Source organism: uncultured Phyllobacterium sp. (assembly GCF_902479695.1).
Classification (GTDB): Bacteria; Pseudomonadota; Alphaproteobacteria; order Rhizobiales; family Rhizobiaceae; genus Phyllobacterium; species Phyllobacterium calauticae.
In genome coordinates this window covers 45,934-62,052 of the sequence record NZ_CABSQF010000029.1, presented here as the reverse complement: position 1 = coordinate 62,052, position 16,119 = coordinate 45,934, and the positions used below count along the sequence as shown (strand labels likewise).

Annotated in this window: 19 protein-coding genes and 1 pseudogene; 6 read left to right on the top strand and 14 right to left on the bottom strand. The window is 61.7% G+C overall.

The features are described from left to right. Together RDL77_RS24855 and RDL77_RS24850 are read right to left on the bottom strand one after the other, a co-directional pair. Positions 1–220, bottom strand: a 220-nt coding sequence (locus RDL77_RS24855) for a DUF4143 domain-containing protein (RefSeq protein ID WP_374042740.1), incomplete at its 3' end; no start/stop codon positions are given. A gap of 309 nt (positions 221–529) precedes the next feature. Then, positions 530–898, bottom strand: a pseudogene (locus RDL77_RS24850) (AAA family ATPase); the annotation flags it as partial. A gap of 223 nt (positions 899–1,121) precedes the next feature. On the opposite strand from RDL77_RS24850, the gene RDL77_RS17190 reads away from it, so the two are divergent. From RDL77_RS17190 to RDL77_RS17165, 6 genes are all read left to right on the top strand, one after another. Further along, the gene (locus RDL77_RS17190) at positions 1,122–1,958 is read left to right on the top strand and encodes a metallophosphoesterase (protein ID WP_288193881.1); all 837 of its coding nucleotides are present in this window, start codon (positions 1,122–1,124) and stop codon (positions 1,956–1,958) included. Then, the gene (locus RDL77_RS17185) at positions 1,955–3,109 is read left to right on the top strand and encodes an ABC transporter ATP-binding protein (protein ID WP_288193879.1); all 1,155 of its coding nucleotides are present in this window, start codon (positions 1,955–1,957) and stop codon (positions 3,107–3,109) included. Before RDL77_RS17190 ends, RDL77_RS17185 begins: the two co-directional genes overlap by 4 nt. Next, positions 3,102–4,046 carry a carbohydrate ABC transporter permease gene (locus tag RDL77_RS17180; protein WP_223615451.1) on the top strand — a complete coding sequence of 315 codons (945 nt, stop codon included), beginning with the start codon at positions 3,102–3,104 and terminating at the stop codon, positions 4,044–4,046. The genes RDL77_RS17185 and RDL77_RS17180 overlap by 8 nt, the downstream gene beginning before the upstream one ends. Beyond that, positions 4,043–4,879, top strand: a complete 837-nt coding sequence (locus RDL77_RS17175) for a carbohydrate ABC transporter permease (protein ID WP_288193878.1) — start codon at positions 4,043–4,045, stop codon at positions 4,877–4,879. Before RDL77_RS17180 ends, RDL77_RS17175 begins: the two co-directional genes overlap by 4 nt. 25 nt (positions 4,880–4,904) lie before the next feature. Continuing rightward, positions 4,905–6,170 (top strand): ABC transporter substrate-binding protein, encoded by a 1,266-nt coding sequence (locus RDL77_RS17170; RefSeq protein WP_288193877.1) that lies wholly within the window; start codon positions 4,905–4,907, stop codon positions 6,168–6,170. 195 nt (positions 6,171–6,365) lie between these two features. Next, on the top strand, positions 6,366–6,707 hold the full coding sequence (locus RDL77_RS17165) for a PilZ domain-containing protein (RefSeq protein WP_288193876.1): 342 nt from the start codon (positions 6,366–6,368) through the stop codon (positions 6,705–6,707). 6 nt (positions 6,708–6,713) lie between these two features. Here the strand turns inward: RDL77_RS17165 and RDL77_RS17160 are convergent, their stop codons facing one another. The 12 genes from RDL77_RS17160 to flgK all read right to left on the bottom strand — a co-directional run bounded on the left by RDL77_RS17160 (position 6,714) and on the right by flgK (position 16,091). Beyond that, the gene (locus tag RDL77_RS17160; RefSeq protein WP_223615455.1) at positions 6,714–7,199 is read right to left on the bottom strand and encodes a hypothetical protein; all 486 of its coding nucleotides are present in this window, start codon (positions 7,197–7,199) and stop codon (positions 6,714–6,716) included. Continuing rightward, complete coding sequence (locus RDL77_RS17155) at positions 7,196–7,633, bottom strand: flagellar protein FlgN (protein ID WP_308526412.1); 438 nt, start codon at positions 7,631–7,633, stop codon at positions 7,196–7,198. The genes RDL77_RS17160 and RDL77_RS17155 overlap by 4 nt, the downstream gene beginning before the upstream one ends. Positions 7,634–7,659: 26 nt before the next feature. Further along, positions 7,660–8,220 (bottom strand): rod-binding protein, encoded by a 561-nt coding sequence (locus tag RDL77_RS17150; RefSeq protein WP_288193875.1) that lies wholly within the window; start codon positions 8,218–8,220, stop codon positions 7,660–7,662. Positions 8,221–8,269: 49 nt separating this feature from the next. After that, a complete protein-coding gene (locus tag RDL77_RS17145; RefSeq protein WP_223615457.1) occupies positions 8,270–8,680 on the bottom strand; it encodes a hypothetical protein in 411 nt (136 codons plus the stop codon). A gap of 1 nt (position 8,681) precedes the next feature. Next, positions 8,682–9,440: a flagellar biosynthetic protein FliR gene (gene fliR / locus RDL77_RS17140; RefSeq protein WP_223615458.1), complete on the bottom strand. Its 759-nt coding sequence runs from the start codon at positions 9,438–9,440 to the stop codon at positions 8,682–8,684. An 11-nt stretch (positions 9,441–9,451) separates the two neighbouring features. After that, complete coding sequence (flhA, locus tag RDL77_RS17135; protein ID WP_288193874.1) at positions 9,452–11,542, bottom strand: flagellar biosynthesis protein FlhA; 2,091 nt, start codon at positions 11,540–11,542, stop codon at positions 9,452–9,454. Positions 11,543–12,046: 504 nt separating this feature from the next. Then, on the bottom strand, positions 12,047–12,313 hold the full coding sequence (locus RDL77_RS17130) for a flagellar biosynthetic protein FliQ (protein WP_105735188.1): 267 nt from the start codon (positions 12,311–12,313) through the stop codon (positions 12,047–12,049). A 16-nt stretch (positions 12,314–12,329) separates the two neighbouring features. After that, a complete protein-coding gene (gene flgD / locus RDL77_RS17125) occupies positions 12,330–12,728 on the bottom strand; it encodes a flagellar hook assembly protein FlgD (protein WP_223615460.1) in 399 nt (132 codons plus the stop codon). Continuing rightward, positions 12,725–13,165: a flagellar biosynthesis repressor FlbT gene (gene flbT / locus RDL77_RS17120; RefSeq protein ID WP_223615461.1), complete on the bottom strand. Its 441-nt coding sequence runs from the start codon at positions 13,163–13,165 to the stop codon at positions 12,725–12,727. Before flbT ends, flgD begins: the two co-directional genes overlap by 4 nt. A gap of 5 nt (positions 13,166–13,170) precedes the next feature. Further along, the gene (gene flaF, locus RDL77_RS17115) at positions 13,171–13,515 is read right to left on the bottom strand and encodes a flagellar biosynthesis regulator FlaF (RefSeq protein WP_223615462.1); all 345 of its coding nucleotides are present in this window, start codon (positions 13,513–13,515) and stop codon (positions 13,171–13,173) included. Positions 13,516–13,566: 51 nt separating this feature from the next. Beyond that, positions 13,567–14,616: a flagellar hook-associated family protein gene (locus tag RDL77_RS17110; RefSeq protein WP_288193872.1), complete on the bottom strand. Its 1,050-nt coding sequence runs from the start codon at positions 14,614–14,616 to the stop codon at positions 13,567–13,569. 2 nt (positions 14,617–14,618) lie between these two features. After that, positions 14,619–16,091, bottom strand: a complete 1,473-nt coding sequence (flgK, locus tag RDL77_RS17105; protein ID WP_223615464.1) for a flagellar hook-associated protein FlgK — start codon at positions 16,089–16,091, stop codon at positions 14,619–14,621. Positions 16,092–16,119: the final 28 nt, after the last annotated feature.

Here is a 16,119-nt window from a genome sequence, read left to right as displayed (position 1 = left end):
CGGTGTCGCGCAGGGCGCCGAGCAGACCGGTATCGAGAAAATGCAGCTTGGGCGTCTTGATCAGCCGGGTCAGGCGGTTGGTGGACCAGGGCGGCAAGGTGCGCACCAGGAACAGGCGTTCGAGAATGGCGACATATTTCTGCGCCGTCACGCTGGAAAGGCCGAGCGCCGCACCGAAACTGGAATGGTTGGTCAGTTGGCCCGCATGTTCGGCCAGCACATCGAGAAGCCGCGGCAGGCGGTCCAGCTGATCGATATTGGCGATGTCCCGCCCGTCGCGGTCGAGAATGAGGGCAACGTAGTCTTCCAGCCAGGCCTTGCGGCGCGCTGGCGACGAGCGGCGCACGACCTCGGGGTAGCCGCCGCGCAGCACGATATCGCTCAGGGCCTGTCCGGTGACCGGCCGGGCTGCCAGCTGCAGATCGTCCCCGGCAAACAGCCGGTCGAGAAAATTGCCCGGCGTTCCCGCCAGTTCGCATTGTGCAAACGGCAGCAGCGGGATGACCGCCATGCGTCCCGCCAGGGAATCGGCGATGGCCGGAACCGTGGCGAGATTGGCCGATCCCGTCAGCAGGAAGCGTCCCGGCTCCTGATCCGTATCGACGCTCTCCTTGATCGCCAGCATCAGTTCCGGCGCGCGCTGCACCTCGTCGATGACGGCCCGTTTCAGTCCGCGGATGAAGCCGACCGGATCGGTACGGGCCGCCTGCAGGGTCGCGGCATCGTCCAATGTCAGATACGGCCTGTCGGCGCCCGCGAACTGGCGGGCCAGCGTCGTCTTGCCCGCCTGGCGCGGACCGGCGATCAGCACGACCCGCGTATCCGACAGGGCGGTTGCGACGTGCGGCCCGACGCGTCTTTCGATCAGGCCATGCTTTTCAGGCGGGGAATCACTCATGCGTCCACTCCTAAATCATTTACCGTCTGATTTAAAGCGAATAGACGTCTATTTTTAATCACATGCGCGCAGCGATGCGATGACGTTCATTGAATTGTCATTGGCTTGAAACGCAGCTGTCACAGACCAAGCCTAAGAAGACCCCGCGCCGGGTCGGGTCGAAAACGGCTTTCCCCCAGCACCACATGCGCCCCCATTGTTCGATTTTGAAGAGAGATATCCTGTGCGGATCATCCAGATCACCGACACTCACCTCAGCCCTTCCAAGGCCCATTTCAACGCCAACTGGTCACCCCTGGCCCAATGGGTCGCCGAGCAGAAACCGGATCTGGTGGTGCACACGGGCGATCTGTCCATCGACGGCGCGGATATCGAGGATGACCTGGCCTTCTCCGCCGGATTGCTGAACGCGCTTCCCGTCAAGGTCCTGAGCCTGCCCGGCAACCACGACATCGGCCACATGCCCGGCAGCCCGCAGCCGGTCAACGCCACGCGCATCGACCGCTGGCGCGAAATGGTCGGACCGGACCGCTGGATTCACGACATGGACGGCTGGCGCCTGGTCGGTCTCAACAGCCTGATCCTCGGCAATGACAGCCTCGAAGAGGAAGAGCAGTTCGATTGGCTCGAGGATGCGCTTGCCGAAGCGGAGACCCGCCGCATCGCCCTCTTCGCGCACAAGCCCTTGTTTGTCGACGCGGCCGACGAGGGCGAAACCGGTTACTGGAGCGTTCGCCCTGCGCCACGCAAACGGCTGCTCGACCTGATCGGGGAATATGATGTGGCCCTGCATGCCAGCGGGCACCTGCACCGCGCCTGGCAGGGCATGCACAACGACACCAGTCTCGTCTGGGCCCCGGCTTCGTCGTTCGTCGTCGGGGACATGGAGCGGGACATGCCCGGCCAGCGCATTGTCGGCGCGGCGATCCATACGCTGACCGACACGGTTGAAACAGACATCGTCGAGATCGGCAGCCTCTCGCGCTTCATCCTCGATGACGTCGTCGAGGAGGTCTATCCGCGTGCACGCATCGCGCAGGCACCGGAGACAGCCGCATGAGCGCGTTTGCCCTCAGGAACATCTCGAAATCCTACGGCACGAACAGCATCCTGAACGATGTCAGCATCGAAGCGGAAGACGGCGAGTTCATAGCGCTCGTCGGGCCATCGGGCTGCGGCAAGAGCACCTTGCTGCGCATTGCCGCCGGTCTTGACCATGGCGATGCCGGCAGCATCTGGATGGGCGACCGCGAGATCACGGCGGAGCACCCGGCCGATCGCAATGTGGCGATGGTGTTCCAGTCCTATGCGCTCTATCCGCACCTGACCGCCGAGCAGAACATTGCCGTGCCGCTGGCCATGCGCACGCTTTCCACCCTGCAGCGCATGCCGTTGCTTGGCCGCTTCATCGCGGGCAGAAGCGCCGCGCAGGCGGCAATCAAACAGCAGGTGCTTGCCACGGCAACCAGCCTGAAGATCGACCACCTGCTCGACCGCAAGCCGGGGCAGATGTCCGGCGGCCAGCGCCAGCGCGTGGCGCTCGCCCGGGCGCTGGTGCGCCAGCCCGGCGTGTTCCTGATGGACGAGCCGCTTTCCAATCTCGACGCCAATCTGCGCGTGCACACCCGCGCGGAGATCGTCGACCTGCACCGGCGCACCGGCGTGCCGACCATCTACGTCACGCACGACCAGTCCGAAGCCCTCAGCATGGCCGACCGGGTCGCCGTGATGATGGGCGGCAAGGTGCTGCAGTTCGCCTCGCCCGCCGAGATCTATGACGATCCGCGCCATGTCGAGGTGGCAAAATTCGTCGGCAGCCCGCGCATCAACATCATCGATGCCGTGACCGCGGACAATGGCACGGTGTTCTTCAGCGGCAAGGCCGTGGTCGACGGCGTCACCGGTCCGGTCGGCACCCCGGTCCAGCTCGCAATCCGGCCGGAGCGCATCAGGCTGAGGCCGCAGGGCACCAAGGGCATTGCCGCCACCGTCACCCGGCTGGAGTTCCTCGGCTCGGAAGTGCTGGTGACAACGCAGGCCGATGGCGCCGGGGACGGCATTGTCATCAAGGCCGCCCCGGCCGACGTGACCCATCTGGGTATAGGGTCGCCGGTCACGCTCGAGATCGACAGGGATGCCTGCCTCGTCTTCGGGCTGGACGGGCTGCGTGTGCCGCTGCGGGCAACGGCAAGGGTTGCCGTCGATGCATGAGACCGCGATACCCAATCTTCTTCCCGCCGCCCGGACCACCGCCCGGCAGGCAGCCATCCGCGCCGCCAAACGCGAAGAGCGCGTGGCCTGGCAGCTGGCTGCACCGGCAATCCTGCTCATCATCGTCCTGATATTGCTGCCGACACTCGCCGTCTTTGTCTTCAGCCTGACCAATTATGAGCTCGGCTATGACGACTTCCAGTTCATCGGCCTCGACAACTACATCGAGCTCTTCGCCGACCGGACGTTCCTCATCTCGCTGAAGAACACCGCCGTCTATACGGCCATCGTCACGCCCTTTTCCGTGTTCATCGGCCTTGGCGTCGCCCTCCTCATCGAGAGCGAGACGCGCGGCCGCGCCTTCTTCCGCACCGTGTACTTCCTGCCCGTCGCATCGCTGCTGGTGGCCATGGCAACGGTGTTCCAGTACCTGCTGCACCCGACCATCGGCCCGGTCAACGCCATGCTGTCCATGCTTGGCATTGCCGGTCCCAACTGGCTCGGCAGCAGCAGCACAGTGCTGATCAGCCTGGCGATCATCGGCATCTGGCAGTCGGTCGGTTTCAACATGGTGCTGTTTCTCGCGGGCCTGACCGCCATCCCGCGCGAACTTTATGCCGCGGCGGAAGTGGATGGCGCCAAGGGCAGCTGGGAACGCTTCCGGCTCGTCACCTGGCCGATGCTCGGACCGACCACTCTGTTCGTCGCCACGATCAGCGTGATCAATGCGGTGAAGGTGTTCGAGACGGTCAAGACGCTGACCGAGGGCGGCCCGAACAAGGCTTCGGAAGTGCTTCTGTGGACCATCTATCAGGAGGGCTTCGTCTATCTGCGCGTCGGCTACGCCTCGGCCATGACCGTCATCTTCCTCGCTTTCCTCATCGTGCTGATGCTCGTCCAGTACCGGGTTCTCGACAGACGGGTGCACTACACATGAAAAACACCGCCTTCTTCTCCATGCGCAACCTGCGCCTCGCCATGCTTTCGGCCGGAGCCCTCGTCTTCCTGGCGCCCTATATCTGGATGATTTCCACGGCGGCAAAATCCCGCGAGGAAATCTTTTCTTCCTCTCTCACCCTTTTGCCGCAGCATTGGGCGCTGTGGGAAAACCTTGCCAAGGCACTCACCCGCGTGCCGATGGGCCAGCTCCTGTGGAACGGGCTTGTGGTCTGCGGCCTGATCTTCTTCTTCCAGGTGGTCATCGCCATTCCCTGCGCCTATGCCATGGCCAAGCTGAAATTCCGCGCCGCCCGCACGATGATGACGCTTGTCATGCTCGGGCTGCTCATCCCCATTCATGCCACCGCCCTGCCCATCTACGTCGCCCTGAACAAGGCCGGCATGCTCAACAGCTATTTTGCCCTGTCCGCGCCGTTTTTCATCTCGGTCTTCGGCATCTTCCTGTTCCTGCAGTTTTTCCGCGCCATGCCGGACGACCTGATCTCGGCTGCCCGGCTCGATGGCATGTCGGAGCTTGCCATCGTCAACCGGGTGATCGTTCCCAATGCCTGGCCGGCCGTCACCGCCTTCGCCATCTTCTCGGTGGTGGCGCACTGGAACGACCTGTTCTGGCCGCTCATCGTCATCACCGGCAGCGAACGGGCGACACCGCCTTTGGGCCTCCTGTTCTTCCGCGCCGCCGAAGCCGGCGACGATTACGGCGCGCTGATGGCCGCAACCCTCATCATCACCCTGCCGCTCGTTGCAGCCTTCCTGCTGGCGCAGCGGCGTTTCATCGAAGGCATCACCCTCACCGGCCTCAAAGGCTGACCGTTCCCAAGACCAGGAGATAACAATGAGCTTCTTCCGAAAGACGATTGCGGCAGCCGCGATCGCCACCGCGTTCAGTGTTCCCGCTTTCGCGGAGACCACCCTGAACGTGCATTACCCGATGCCCGGTTTCTTCAAGGATGTGATGGATGTCATCTCCAAGAAGTTCATGGAAGAAAACCCCGATATCAAGATCAGCTTCGTCAGCCCCTCGGCCACCTATGAGGAAGGCATCCAGACGATCCTGCGGCAGGCGGGAACCGCCGAAATGCCCGATATCACCTTCATCGGCCTCAACCGCCTGCGCATGATTGCCGAGCGCGGCGTCAATGTCGACATGAAGCCGCTGATCGCCAAGGAGCCTGATATGGCGGCCCAGGGCTTCAGCGACAACATCCTTCGCCTCGCGAAGGTCGGCGACCAGCAGGTCGGCCTTGCCTTCGCCACCTCCAACCCGATCATGTACTACAATGCCGACCTGATCCGGCAGGCGGGCGGCAATCCCGACCAGCCGCCGAAGACCTGGGACGAGGTCATTGCCTTGGGTGCCAAGATCAAGGCGCTCGGCAACGGCAATGAAGGCATCGACTTCCGCTGGCAGGGCGATGACTGGATGTTCTCCGCCCTGCTGTTCGGCGCCGGCGGCACCATGCTTTCGCCGGATGAAAAGAAAGTCGCCTTCAACGGCCCGGAAGGCATCGCCGCCTTCAACCTCGTCAGCCGTCTGGTCAAGGAGGGCGGCATGCCTGTCCTGACCAAGCAGGCGGGTGAACAGGCCTTCGTTGCCGGCAAGGTGGGCTTTGCCTTCCAGACCACGGGCGCGCTGCGCAACACGATCAAGAATGTCGGCACGAAGTTCGACCTGCGCACCGGCCCGCTGCCGCTGCTCAATCCGGAAAAGGGTCATCTGCCCACGGGCGGCAATGCCGTCGTCATCCTGACCAAGGATGCCGCCAAGCAGCAGGCCGCGTGGAAATTCGCCAAGTTCGCCGCCGGTCCCTACGGCGCTTCGGTGGTGGTTCCCGGCACCGGCTATGTGCCGAACAACGAACTTGCAGCAAAGTCGCCGGACTATCTCGCCGATTTCTACAAGCAGAACCCGCTGTTCCAGGCCGGTCTCAACCAGATGAACCGCATGATCCCCTGGTATGCCTTCCCCGGCACCAATGGCGTCAAGGTGACCCAGACCATCGTCGACAACCTCTCGCGGGTCGTCGAACAGTCGGCCACACCGCAGGAAGCCCTGAACAACGCGGCCGACGAGGTCCAGAAGCTCCTGCCGCGCCGCTGACACCGGCTCAATCAAGGACAGGCACCCTGCCCGCCGGGACAAGGCGCCTGTCCGCATCACACGCATTTGCCAACTTGGTATAACGGTTTTGCAATGGTTTGAGACTATGACCATCAGGGACAACCACCGGCTTGAAATATGTATCCCGGATACGTACTCGCGCCGGACCATCAATCCTTGCTGGACCAGCCATCGATGCCACCAACCGAATCCGGCCACAAGACGGAAAAGCGTATTGAAGAACGCAAGCGGACACGCCTGCGCTCAGGAAAGCTTGCAACGCTTGAAGGCCAGTTTCTGACCGAGTGCCACTTTCACAACATTGCCGGCGGCGGCGCCCGCATCCGCACCGTGGGGCCCTGCACCATTCCCAACCGCTTCTGGCTGTTCGACGACCAGCATCGCGGGGCGCTGATGACCGAGATTGTCTGGCACCGGGACGGCGACTTCGGCGTGCGCTTCGTCGAGGATGCGAATGTGACACCGCTGAGCGAAGCGGTCCTCAGCGCGCTTGCCGGAAAATACTATTCCCTGTGAGGTGGATCAGGGTGCCGCGGGCGCCTGCCGCTGCAGGCCCTTGGTGTTCTGGTCGCGGATTTCCTTGGCGGTGATGTAGTTGAACTGTTCGACCAGAAGATCGCGCACCAGCGGTTCGGGGAATTTGGCGTTGACCCCGTCGATGACCGATTGCTTGACGCTGGCAAATTCAACCTTCTGCACGTCTTTCACATCGGAAAAGCGGCCATAGAACTGGCGGAAGATTTCATCATTGATAAACGGCGCAACGGGCACGGTGACGGAGGCCTTGACGCGGCTGTCGAGCGTATAGCCGAGCTGAACCACGATATAGCCTTCCACTGCCCCGTCCAGAATGATCGGGACACTGAAACTGTCGGTCTTGCCGAAATCGAGCACATCCTTGCTCTGCGACGACACAGCCGCCGTCGCCGAATTCTGCCACACGGCAAAATACAGCGATCCCAGCGCCACGCCGCAGATCCAGAGACCGATCAGGACAATACGGATCATGCGCCTTGCCCGTTCCTCATTTGCTGGGCGGTATAGGTGCCGTCGGCTTCCTGCGTTTCCAGCGCATCCCGGATGAGGCCGGTCAGCTCGGTCACGGCACGCAGATGCAGCTTGATGGCATCACAATTGCGGTCCAGCTTCTGCTTCAAGGCATCCAGCACCGGCTGCAGCGATTTCAGCGCCGGTACGCCGGCGGTTTTCGCGGCCTTGTTCATCGCCTTGTTGAAATCGCGCAGGCCACGGCTCTTGTGCGAGTTGATTTCGGCAAGATCGATGGTCTCGCCATCGAGCAGCAGTTTGGTTTCGCGCTCGACGACCTCTTCGAGGCGCTTGATGGCAAAGAGCACAGGCTCAAGCGCCGGTTCGACCTCGGGTACAAGGGGAGCGTGTTCGATCACGGTGCCGTTCTCTTCATTATCGTTGACTATATCCATATTCATTTCCTCCAATCTTGCCGGCATCAGCCCCGTTTGATCGCGTCAAGAGGTTTCGTCGTCTTCAATTGCTTGTGAATGAGTTGCCGTTCGATCTGGTACAAAATGACATTCGGGTCCGGGGTCTGATCGCCGGAGACCGCAGGCGCGGCGCTCGCCGCCGCGCTTTTCGCCTTGTTGGCGCTTTGCTGTTCCAGCATCCGCGCCACGCCGATGCCGCCGGCATCGGCCATCTGCTTGGCCACCGCCTCCGCCATCATCGATTTCCAGTAATCACCGGCAATGCCCTTGCCGAACACAGCCTGGTTGTCGCCGGTGAACATGGATTCGACAAAGGACTGCAGCATGAACGACTCGAATTTCTTGTAGGCGGGGTTCGGTGCGCCCGGCGCGCTGGTGCTGCCGATGGAAACCGTTGGTGTCCCGGCCTGCTGGATGGACGCGAATGTCTCGCGCGACAGCCGTGTCTGGGCTTCGACGCGCGCCGCGGCAAGGCTGCGAAGCTTCTCGACCGACGCCTGCAGGGTTGCCGGATCGGCTGCATTGGCAACATCCAGCACCAGATCGGAAGGTGGATTAATGGCCATCGGTCACTGTCCCATCGTGTTTCATGCTTCGTACCTTACCGCGCCAAACTTACGGGAGGCTTGTGCCGCCAACGATTGTATGGATGACATATTCCTCGATTTCCTCGGCAGCAGCAGCCCGTTCCATCGCCTGTTCCAGCTGGCGCAGGCGGTCGCACAGAATATCGATGGTGCGCGACACCGCCAAAAGATCGCGCTTTTCCCGCACCATCTGTTCGGACAGGCCCGCCTGCTTCGCCTTGTTGGTTTCCAGCCGTTTCATGACGAGATCGGGCGGGACGATCCCCGCGCCGTTCTCGAAGCGGTCATTCTGCATCCTGAACAGTGCCGTATTCTCTTCCGCGATGGCCGAGGACTGCGCATTCAGGCGCGCCAGCGCCATCTCGTGCCGGGCCTTGGTCAGCCGCTGCAGTTTGATCATTCCGCGCAGGGATTGGCGCGAACCCGGCCTGATGCTCATGTCAGAAGTTCCGTAGGTAAGTGCCGGCCTCGCTGGTGAAGAAGCGCAGGAGATCCGGCATGCTGAAATAGAGAAGCATCAAGCCTCCGGCGAGAACGAACGGCATGGAGATGAAGTAGACGGGAATGGTCGGTGTCAGCTTGTTGATCAGCCCGACCGCAATATTCACCACAATGGCGAAGACAATGAACGGCGCGGCGATGCGGATGGTGCTGAAGAACGCCTTGGACAGCGTATCGGTGAGGTTGACCATGGCGGTCGCGGGCTGGAATACCCCATCCACCGGAATGGCCGAATAGGATGAAAGCAGGGCGCGCAGCACCTCGAGATGCAGATCCATCACGAAGAACATGAGCAGTGCCGACAAGGTGACGATGGTGGCGATGGCCGCCTGCGGCTCCTCCGATTCGATGCCCGCCCCCGGCGCGCCGGAATAGCCCGTCGCCATGGCGATGGTGTTGGCCATGAACTGCAGGGCCCAGAAATACATGCGCGCCAGGATACCGATCAGCGCGCCCACGACGGCTTCGATAAGGATGATGCGCATCAGCACCAGCGGCGCGGCATTGGCCACCGGCGCCATCTGCTTGAACACCAGCGGCACCACCATCAGCGAACAGGTCAGGGCGAGAAACAGCCTTATCTGCATGGGAATGCGCGGACTGGAAATGCCCGGCATGATCAGAAGGCACGAGCCGACGCGGGCGAACACCAGAAAGGCGGCGATCACCATATCGCTGAGCGCCAGGTTCTGCAGCATCGATCAAGGCCTCACGAGATCGTGCCGAGCGAACGCACTTCGACGCCACGGGCAATCTCCACATGGGACAGCACGGACAGCGTGGCGAACAGCCGCTCGATGATCATGCGGATGTAGGGGCGCGCTTCCGGCGACGCGACAAGCACGAAGCGCTCGCCCGCGTCCAGATGCTTGCGGATGGCGGTGCTGGCTTCGGTGCCGAACTGTTCGAGCAGGCGCGGATCGATGTCGAACTCGACGATTTCGCCCTTGGCATCGCGCTTGAGGCTCTGGTGGAAAACCATGTCCCAGCGGTTGCCGAGGCGCAGCACGCTGAGCACGCCATTATCAGCCAGATCGCCGCAGATCTGCTGCGACATGCGCATGCGCACATGCTCGACGATCATTTCCGCCCGGCGGATATGCGGCGCGACTTCCGCGATGGCTTCCAGGATCAGGTTGAGATTGCGGATCGACACGCGCTCCGAAAGCAGCAGCTTGAGCACGGCCTGCAGGCCGGAATAGGACAGGTGCACGGGGCAGATATCGTCAAGCAGCTTGCGGTATTCCGGACCGAGCCGGTCGAGCAGCGCGCGCATGTCCTTGTAAGACAGGAGCTGCGCCAGGTTGTTGCGGACGATCTCGCTCAGGTGCGTCAGCAGCACCGAGAGATTGTCGACGGTCATGTAGTTGTCGCGCTTCAGATCGGCGGCAAAGGTTTCCGGCACCGAATAGGCCTTCATGCCGAAGGCCGGTTCCCGCACCTCTTCGCCGGGAATTTCGGGAATGGGCCGGTCGCCGGGGATGACCAGGATTTCACCGACGCGCAGCTCCTGCGAGACCACAACGGTGCCGTGGATCTTGATGCGGTACACCTTCGGCGGGATGAGGAAGTCATCGGTGACCTTGATCTCGGGAACCACGAAGCCGTATTCGGTGGCGAACTTCTTGCGCATCTTGTTGACGCGGTGCGCCAGTTCCAGCTGCGAGGCCATCAGGCGGGTCGACAGCTGCTTGCCGAGGCACAGTTCGATCTGCGCCGTTTCGAGCGAGGCGCGGACGGAATTGCGATCCTCGTCCTCCGCCTCTTTCTTCCTCTGGTTCTGTTCGGCCACGGCCGCCGCCGCCACCCGGGCGATCTTGCGCGGAACGGCAATGCCGATGGCGACGAGACCAAAGGCGAGAACGAAGAAGGGAAAGGAAGGCAGACCCGGCAGGACACCCAGCACGAACAGCAGCAGCGCGGCAACGAACAGAGCCTTGGGATAGGCCCCGAGCTGGCCGAAGACGGCCTTGTCGGTGGAACCGCGCGTGCCGCCCTTGGACACCAGCAGGCCTGCGGCCAGCGAGACGATCAGCGCCGGAATCTGCGTGACCAGACCGTCACCGACGGAAAGCTTGGTGAAGACGTCGGCCGCCTGGCTGACTTCCATGCCGTGGCGGGTGACGCCGATGATGATGCCGCCGAAAATATTGACGGCGGTGATGATCAGGCCGGCGATGGCATCGCCGCGCACGAATTTCGACGCACCGTCCATCGAGCCGAAAAAGGCGCTTTCCTCTTCCAGCTCGCGGCGGCGGTGCTGCGCTTCCTTTTCGTCGATCAGGCCGGAGGAAAGATCCGCATCGATTGCCATCTGCTTGCCGGGAATGGCATCGAGCGTGAACCGTGCGCCGACTTCCGCGATGCGCGTGGCGCCCTTGGTGATGACGAGGAAATTGACGATGATCAGGATGGCAAAGACCACGAGACCGATGACGAAGTCGCCGCCCATGACGAACTGGGAGAAACCGTGGATCACCTGCCCGGCGGCGGCATAGCCTTCATCGCCGTGGGTGAGGATGACGCGGGTTGTCGCGATGTTGAGCGACAGGCGCATCATGGTGGCAATCAGCAGGACCGTCGGGAATGCCGAGAAATCGAGCGGGCGCTGGATCCACAGGGACACCATGAGAATGAGAACCGAGAGCGCAATGGAAAAGGCGAGGCCGATATCGAGCACCATCGGCGAGACGGGCAGAAAGAGCACGGTCAGAATGATGACGATGCCAAGCGCCAGCCCGACATCGCTGCCGGTCAGATAGCCCTTGTCGCCCAGTTTCTTTACGGCAGCCTGTTGCACAGCATTCTCCTATGATCACAGCAAGCATAGGGAGCGAAGCTTACGCGAAGCCAAAGCGGCCACGCTGACCGGTTGCCACGCCCGCTTTCGCGTCTGGCTGTTGAAAGGTGGGAAAGACGGGCGGTCCCTTGGAACGCGGGTCTTGGGTATTCTGGTATGCTATGCTTGCGATCCTGGGGACCACCCGCCCCGGCAACCGGTTTCGCTCAATGCGGCATCATTGAACGCTCCCTCTCCGGCCGCACAGGTTTTCTTCCCTGCGAGGCCGAAGCGCCGGTCCTTTCCCGACTTTCGAAAGTTTCCGGAAGCATTCCCGCCGGAAAGGACAGGGATGAGAATAATGCGGGTTGGGATGTGGTGGATAAGTTGGCGTGATTTTTTGTAATGAGGGATGCGTTGCAAAGCTGTCGTGCGCCCTTCGACAAGCTCAGGATGAGGGAGGTTGCATTTTTGCAGAGCGCTGGATTCCCTCATGGTGAGCCTGTCGAACCACGCACGAACAGCTCAAAAGCCCTTTTCGATCCGCGAATAGGTGAGCAGGGTCAGCGTGTTGATCTGCGAGCCGACGAAGGGGGCGGTCAGCGCAAGCACAGCGAGAATGACGATGATCTTCGGCACGAAGGTCAGCGTGACTTCCTGGATTTGGGTCAGGGCCTGAAACAGGGCAATGATGACGCCCGCCAGCATGGCGGCGCCGACGGCCGGGCCGGCGGCGACAATCACCGTCCAGATCGCCTGGTTGACGATGTCGAGCGCATCGGCCTCATTCATGGTCGGCGGCGGGCTGTCAACTGACGACGATGCCGGCGGTGATCGGCAGTGTAGCCCCGCCCTTGAGCGTGGCGATCATGCCGTCGCTGTAGATCTTGACCGATTCCACCACGCCGGTGACCTTGCCGTCGGCGCTGGTGACGGTCTTGCCGATAATGCCATCCGCCTGGGAAAGCGAGGCGCTGGCAAGAATCTGGTCGAGTTTCTTGTTCATCAGCGTCGCCTGCTCGACGTTGGAGAACTGGGCGAGCTGCGCGACGTATTGCGTGCCGTCCATCGGCTGCGTCGGGTCCTGGTTCTTCATCTGCGCGACGAGCAGCTTCAGGAAGGACTGGTAGTCGACGCTCGGCCCGCCGGTCTTGGACGTGTCCGGAGTGGTGCCGGTCGACGATCCTACGGAAGATGTGGTGGTCATGCGATTGCCTCCGGCCGGTTTGGTTGATCCGAATGGGTGGGATGAATGGTTTCAAGCTCGCCGGAGAGGATTTGCGCCTCCAGCGGATAGAGCAGCCGTATGGCCTTGAGCGCCTCGAACACCCGATCGTTGCAGACGATCTCGTCGATCAGCTTCAGCTCCTTGAGCATCAGCGGATTTTCGAAGGTGGCCAGCAGGTTTGCCAGCATGCGCTTGAAGGTGACGCTGGCTTCATGCCTGATCAGCGGATTGATCAGCATGATCTGTGCGGCGTAATAGAGCTGGCGCAGCGGCGTCGTCGTCTCGTCCGCCTGCAGGACGTGGCTCTCGAGCAGGAACGTCACATCGTTGAGAAACTCGAGGGAAACCTTGCGGTCTGCGCAAAGGATAGCACCGTTGATATAGACTTTCTCGCCGGCGCGCAGGGTGATTTTCATGGTGTTCAGATCCCGTCCCGAATGGTTCTGGTGATCTCGATAATGCCGTCATAGTCGGTCGACCGGCCCTGGCGGATCTCTTCAAGCTCCTTGAGGATATAGATGCCGATCGAGATCAGCGATGCCCGCAATTGCGGCGGCAGGCCGTTTTCCGGGCTGCCGAGATCTTCGATCACGATCACCCACAGGCGCGAGGTGAAATGCACCGCTTCGATGCCCTTGAAGGAATAGGCGCCCTCGTCGCGCGCTTCCTCCAGCATCATGATCGACTGGTCGAACAGCGAGCGTTCGCGCTCCTTGGCGCTGGCAGCGCCGTCATCCATGATGTCGTTGTATCGGGCCTGGTACATATGTCTTTCCGGTATCGGCGCAGACGGGCACGGCAACCGCGCCCGCTACAGCTATTTCAGGTAGTTGAGCAGGCTCAGGCTCTGCAGCTTGACGGTCAGGGCGTAAGAAGCCTCGATCTGCGTGGAGAGTGCATGCACGCGGTTCGCCGCCTCATAGGGATCGACGGCCTCCAGATCGAGAACGGAGCTGTTGAGCACCTTGATCTGCACGGTCAGGCGATCCGTCGCATCCTTGGTCCGCGCCTGGGCATCACCCAGAAACGCCTGTGCGCCGGTCAGCGAGGTGACGGCCTGGGTTGTCGTGGAGATCGCCTTATCCATGACCGCATCGAAAGCGCCCTGGTTCAAGCCGATATTGCTCAGTTCGGCAACCATGGTGTAGCTCAACGCCATCTGCCGGAACCCGGCATTGTTGGCACTGACCGAAGTCTCGGCCAGCTCCGTCGGCGCGATCCGGCTTTTGACGACGGTGTCTGACGCGGACGACCAGTTGTTGGACCACGAGCCGGCGCTGAACTGGGCGGTCATCGTGGTGTCGAGGAAGGTCTTCATCTGATCGGCGGTGATGTTCTTCACCTGCGGATCGGTCATGGGAAAGCCGAACTGCGTCTGGAAAGCTGTCTGGATGGCTGCGCGCGCCGGACTGCCGGCGGCGTAGTAGTCGTCCATCGGCTGCACGTCCGTGTTCACGCCGGCAAAGACATACTCGCCATTGTAGTTGGTGTTGGCGAGGCCGGTCATGGTCTGCAGACCGCTTTTCGCCTTGTCCAGGGCAACCGAATGACCGTCGGACGAACCGCGCAGCGCGGTCACGGTGCCGAGAAAATCCGTCGCGCCCTTGACCATATTGCCAAGCGCATTCTGCGATGTCGTCATGCGCTGGCCGATCAGGTTGTTGGTTTCGGTCAGAACCGTCAACCGGTCGAACTCCTTGCGCAGGGAGATGGACTGGCCCGTCCGGCTGCCGAGTGCGAGACCGGTGTCGGACACGAATCCGGTGGTCGACTCTTCCTTTGCCTTGATCAGGTCGGCCTGCGCCTTGGCCAGGATATTCCGGGTGGAATTGGCCAGCATGTAAGATGAAATCGATTGGGTTTTCATCGCTATTTCACCGCGTTCAGGAGTTCGTTCAACATGGCATCCACGGCGGAGAGAATCCGGGCCGACGCCTGATAGGAGTGTTCAAGCTGCAGCATCGACTGCATCTCGACATCGATGTTCACACCCGACGCATTGGAGATCGCGTCTTCGGCCCGCGATGCCAGTACGCCGTTGTAGGTATTGGTCTCCGTGGCAGCCTTGCGCTTGGTTTCAAGCGAACTGATCGAGGCGGCGGAATAGTCCAGGAGGTTCTTCTGGCCGGTGATGCCGGCATTCGCATCGTAGCTGCGCGGTGCATTGATGGCACCGATCAGCCCCTGCAGGCGGGATGAAAAGCCAGCCGATCCCGAAGTGTTCTGCACATAATCCGGATTGGCCGGATTGGTGCCGCCGTCACGCAGGAGCGTCGGGCTGCCGCCTTGCGACTGGATATAGGCCGAGGAGACCTTGATGGTCCCGGCGAGGCCGGGCGATATCGTTCCGTCCGCAGGCATGGCCGGCGCGCCGGAATAGGTGAAAAGTCCCGGAACGTCCGGCAGGGTCGGCGGTGTCTTCTGGTCTTTTTCGGCAAACATGCTGACAAGACTGCGCGCGATCTCGTCGAGCTGGTTCTGGTAGGCAGGCGCGGTCTGGTCGCGCAGCTGCAGCAGGCCGCTCAGCCGTCCCGTGCCATAGGGCTGCTGGAACGTATCGTGCGACAGCGGCACGCCGTCCACATAGACCTGGTTGCCGGTGGTTCCCGCGGCAAATGCGGCGGTCGGCGTGAAACTGACCTTGCGGGGCGATCCTTCGAACAGGGTGACCCCGGACTCGGCGAAAATCACGACATCATTGTCGCCGCGCACCATCGTCGTGATGCCGATCTCACCGGAAATTTCCTTGAGCAGGCCATCGCGCTGATCGAGGAAATCCGACACATCGGCGCCCGAGCGGGTTCCGTTGACCACCCGGTTGTTGATTGTTTCGAACTTTGCCAGCAGCGCGTTCAGATTGCTGACGGAATCCTTGATGTCGTTGTCGGCATCCTGGCGCAGCGTCTGGATGTCGCTTGTTCCCTTGTTCAGGGCATTGGCCAGGTTGACGGCCTTGGACACCGCCGCTTCACCGACGGAGTTGTTGCCCGGCTGCGATGCATAAAGCTGCAGGGAATCGCGCAGGTCGCCCAGAAGAGCGCTCGGCGAACCGGATGCGTTGTTGGCGGAGTAAATGCCGGAAAGCCTGTCAAGGCCGCTCTTCAGCGTCGAGGACGAGCCGTACTGGCTGTTCGTCTCGATATATTTGGACAGGAGCGCATCGTCGGCCGAGCGGCTGACGGACAGATAGGTCGATCCGTTGGGGCCGCTGACGACGGAGCCGATGCGGCGCGTAAAATTGGGATCGTTGGCACCCGCAAGATTGCGGGATACCAACGCTGTCTGTTTCGACGTCGTCGTCAGAGCACTCTGAGCGGTAAGGAGCGCCGAGCTTAGTGACATGCCTTAGGTCCAATCAACATTTGGGATG

Excerpts from the sequence above, each read along its gene's own strand:
- flgD (WP_223615460.1), bottom strand. The coding sequence starts at position 12,728 with ATGACCACCACATCTTCCGTAGGATCGTCGACCGGCACCACTCCGGAC.
- flbT (WP_223615461.1), bottom strand. The coding sequence starts at position 13,165 with ATGAAAATCACCCTGCGCGCCGGCGAGAAAGTCTATATCAACGGTGCT.
- RDL77_RS17170 (WP_288193877.1), top strand. The coding sequence starts at position 4,905 with ATGAGCTTCTTCCGAAAGACGATTGCGGCAGCCGCGATCGCCACCGCG.
- RDL77_RS17175 (WP_288193878.1), top strand. The coding sequence starts at position 4,043 with ATGAAAAACACCGCCTTCTTCTCCATGCGCAACCTGCGCCTCGCCATG.
- RDL77_RS17145 (WP_223615457.1), bottom strand. The coding sequence starts at position 8,680 with ATGAGCATCAGGCCGGGTTCGCGCCAATCCCTGCGCGGAATGATCAAA.
- fliR (WP_223615458.1), bottom strand. The coding sequence starts at position 9,440 with ATGCTGCAGAACCTGGCGCTCAGCGATATGGTGATCGCCGCCTTTCTG.
- RDL77_RS17185 (WP_288193879.1), top strand. The coding sequence starts at position 1,955 with ATGAGCGCGTTTGCCCTCAGGAACATCTCGAAATCCTACGGCACGAAC.
- RDL77_RS17165 (WP_288193876.1), top strand. The coding sequence starts at position 6,366 with ATGCCACCAACCGAATCCGGCCACAAGACGGAAAAGCGTATTGAAGAA.
- RDL77_RS17155 (WP_308526412.1), bottom strand. The coding sequence starts at position 7,633 with ATGGATATAGTCAACGATAATGAAGAGAACGGCACCGTGATCGAACAC.
- RDL77_RS17160 (WP_223615455.1), bottom strand. The coding sequence starts at position 7,199 with ATGATCCGTATTGTCCTGATCGGTCTCTGGATCTGCGGCGTGGCGCTG.
- flaF (WP_223615462.1), bottom strand. The coding sequence starts at position 13,515 with ATGTACCAGGCCCGATACAACGACATCATGGATGACGGCGCTGCCAGC.
- RDL77_RS17180 (WP_223615451.1), top strand. The coding sequence starts at position 3,102 with ATGCATGAGACCGCGATACCCAATCTTCTTCCCGCCGCCCGGACCACC.
- RDL77_RS17130 (WP_105735188.1), bottom strand. The coding sequence starts at position 12,313 with ATGAATGAGGCCGATGCGCTCGACATCGTCAACCAGGCGATCTGGACG.
- RDL77_RS17110 (WP_288193872.1), bottom strand. The coding sequence starts at position 14,616 with ATGAAAACCCAATCGATTTCATCTTACATGCTGGCCAATTCCACCCGG.
- RDL77_RS17150 (WP_288193875.1), bottom strand. The coding sequence starts at position 8,220 with ATGGCCATTAATCCACCTTCCGATCTGGTGCTGGATGTTGCCAATGCA.
- flgK (WP_223615464.1), bottom strand. The coding sequence starts at position 16,091 with ATGTCACTAAGCTCGGCGCTCCTTACCGCTCAGAGTGCTCTGACGACG.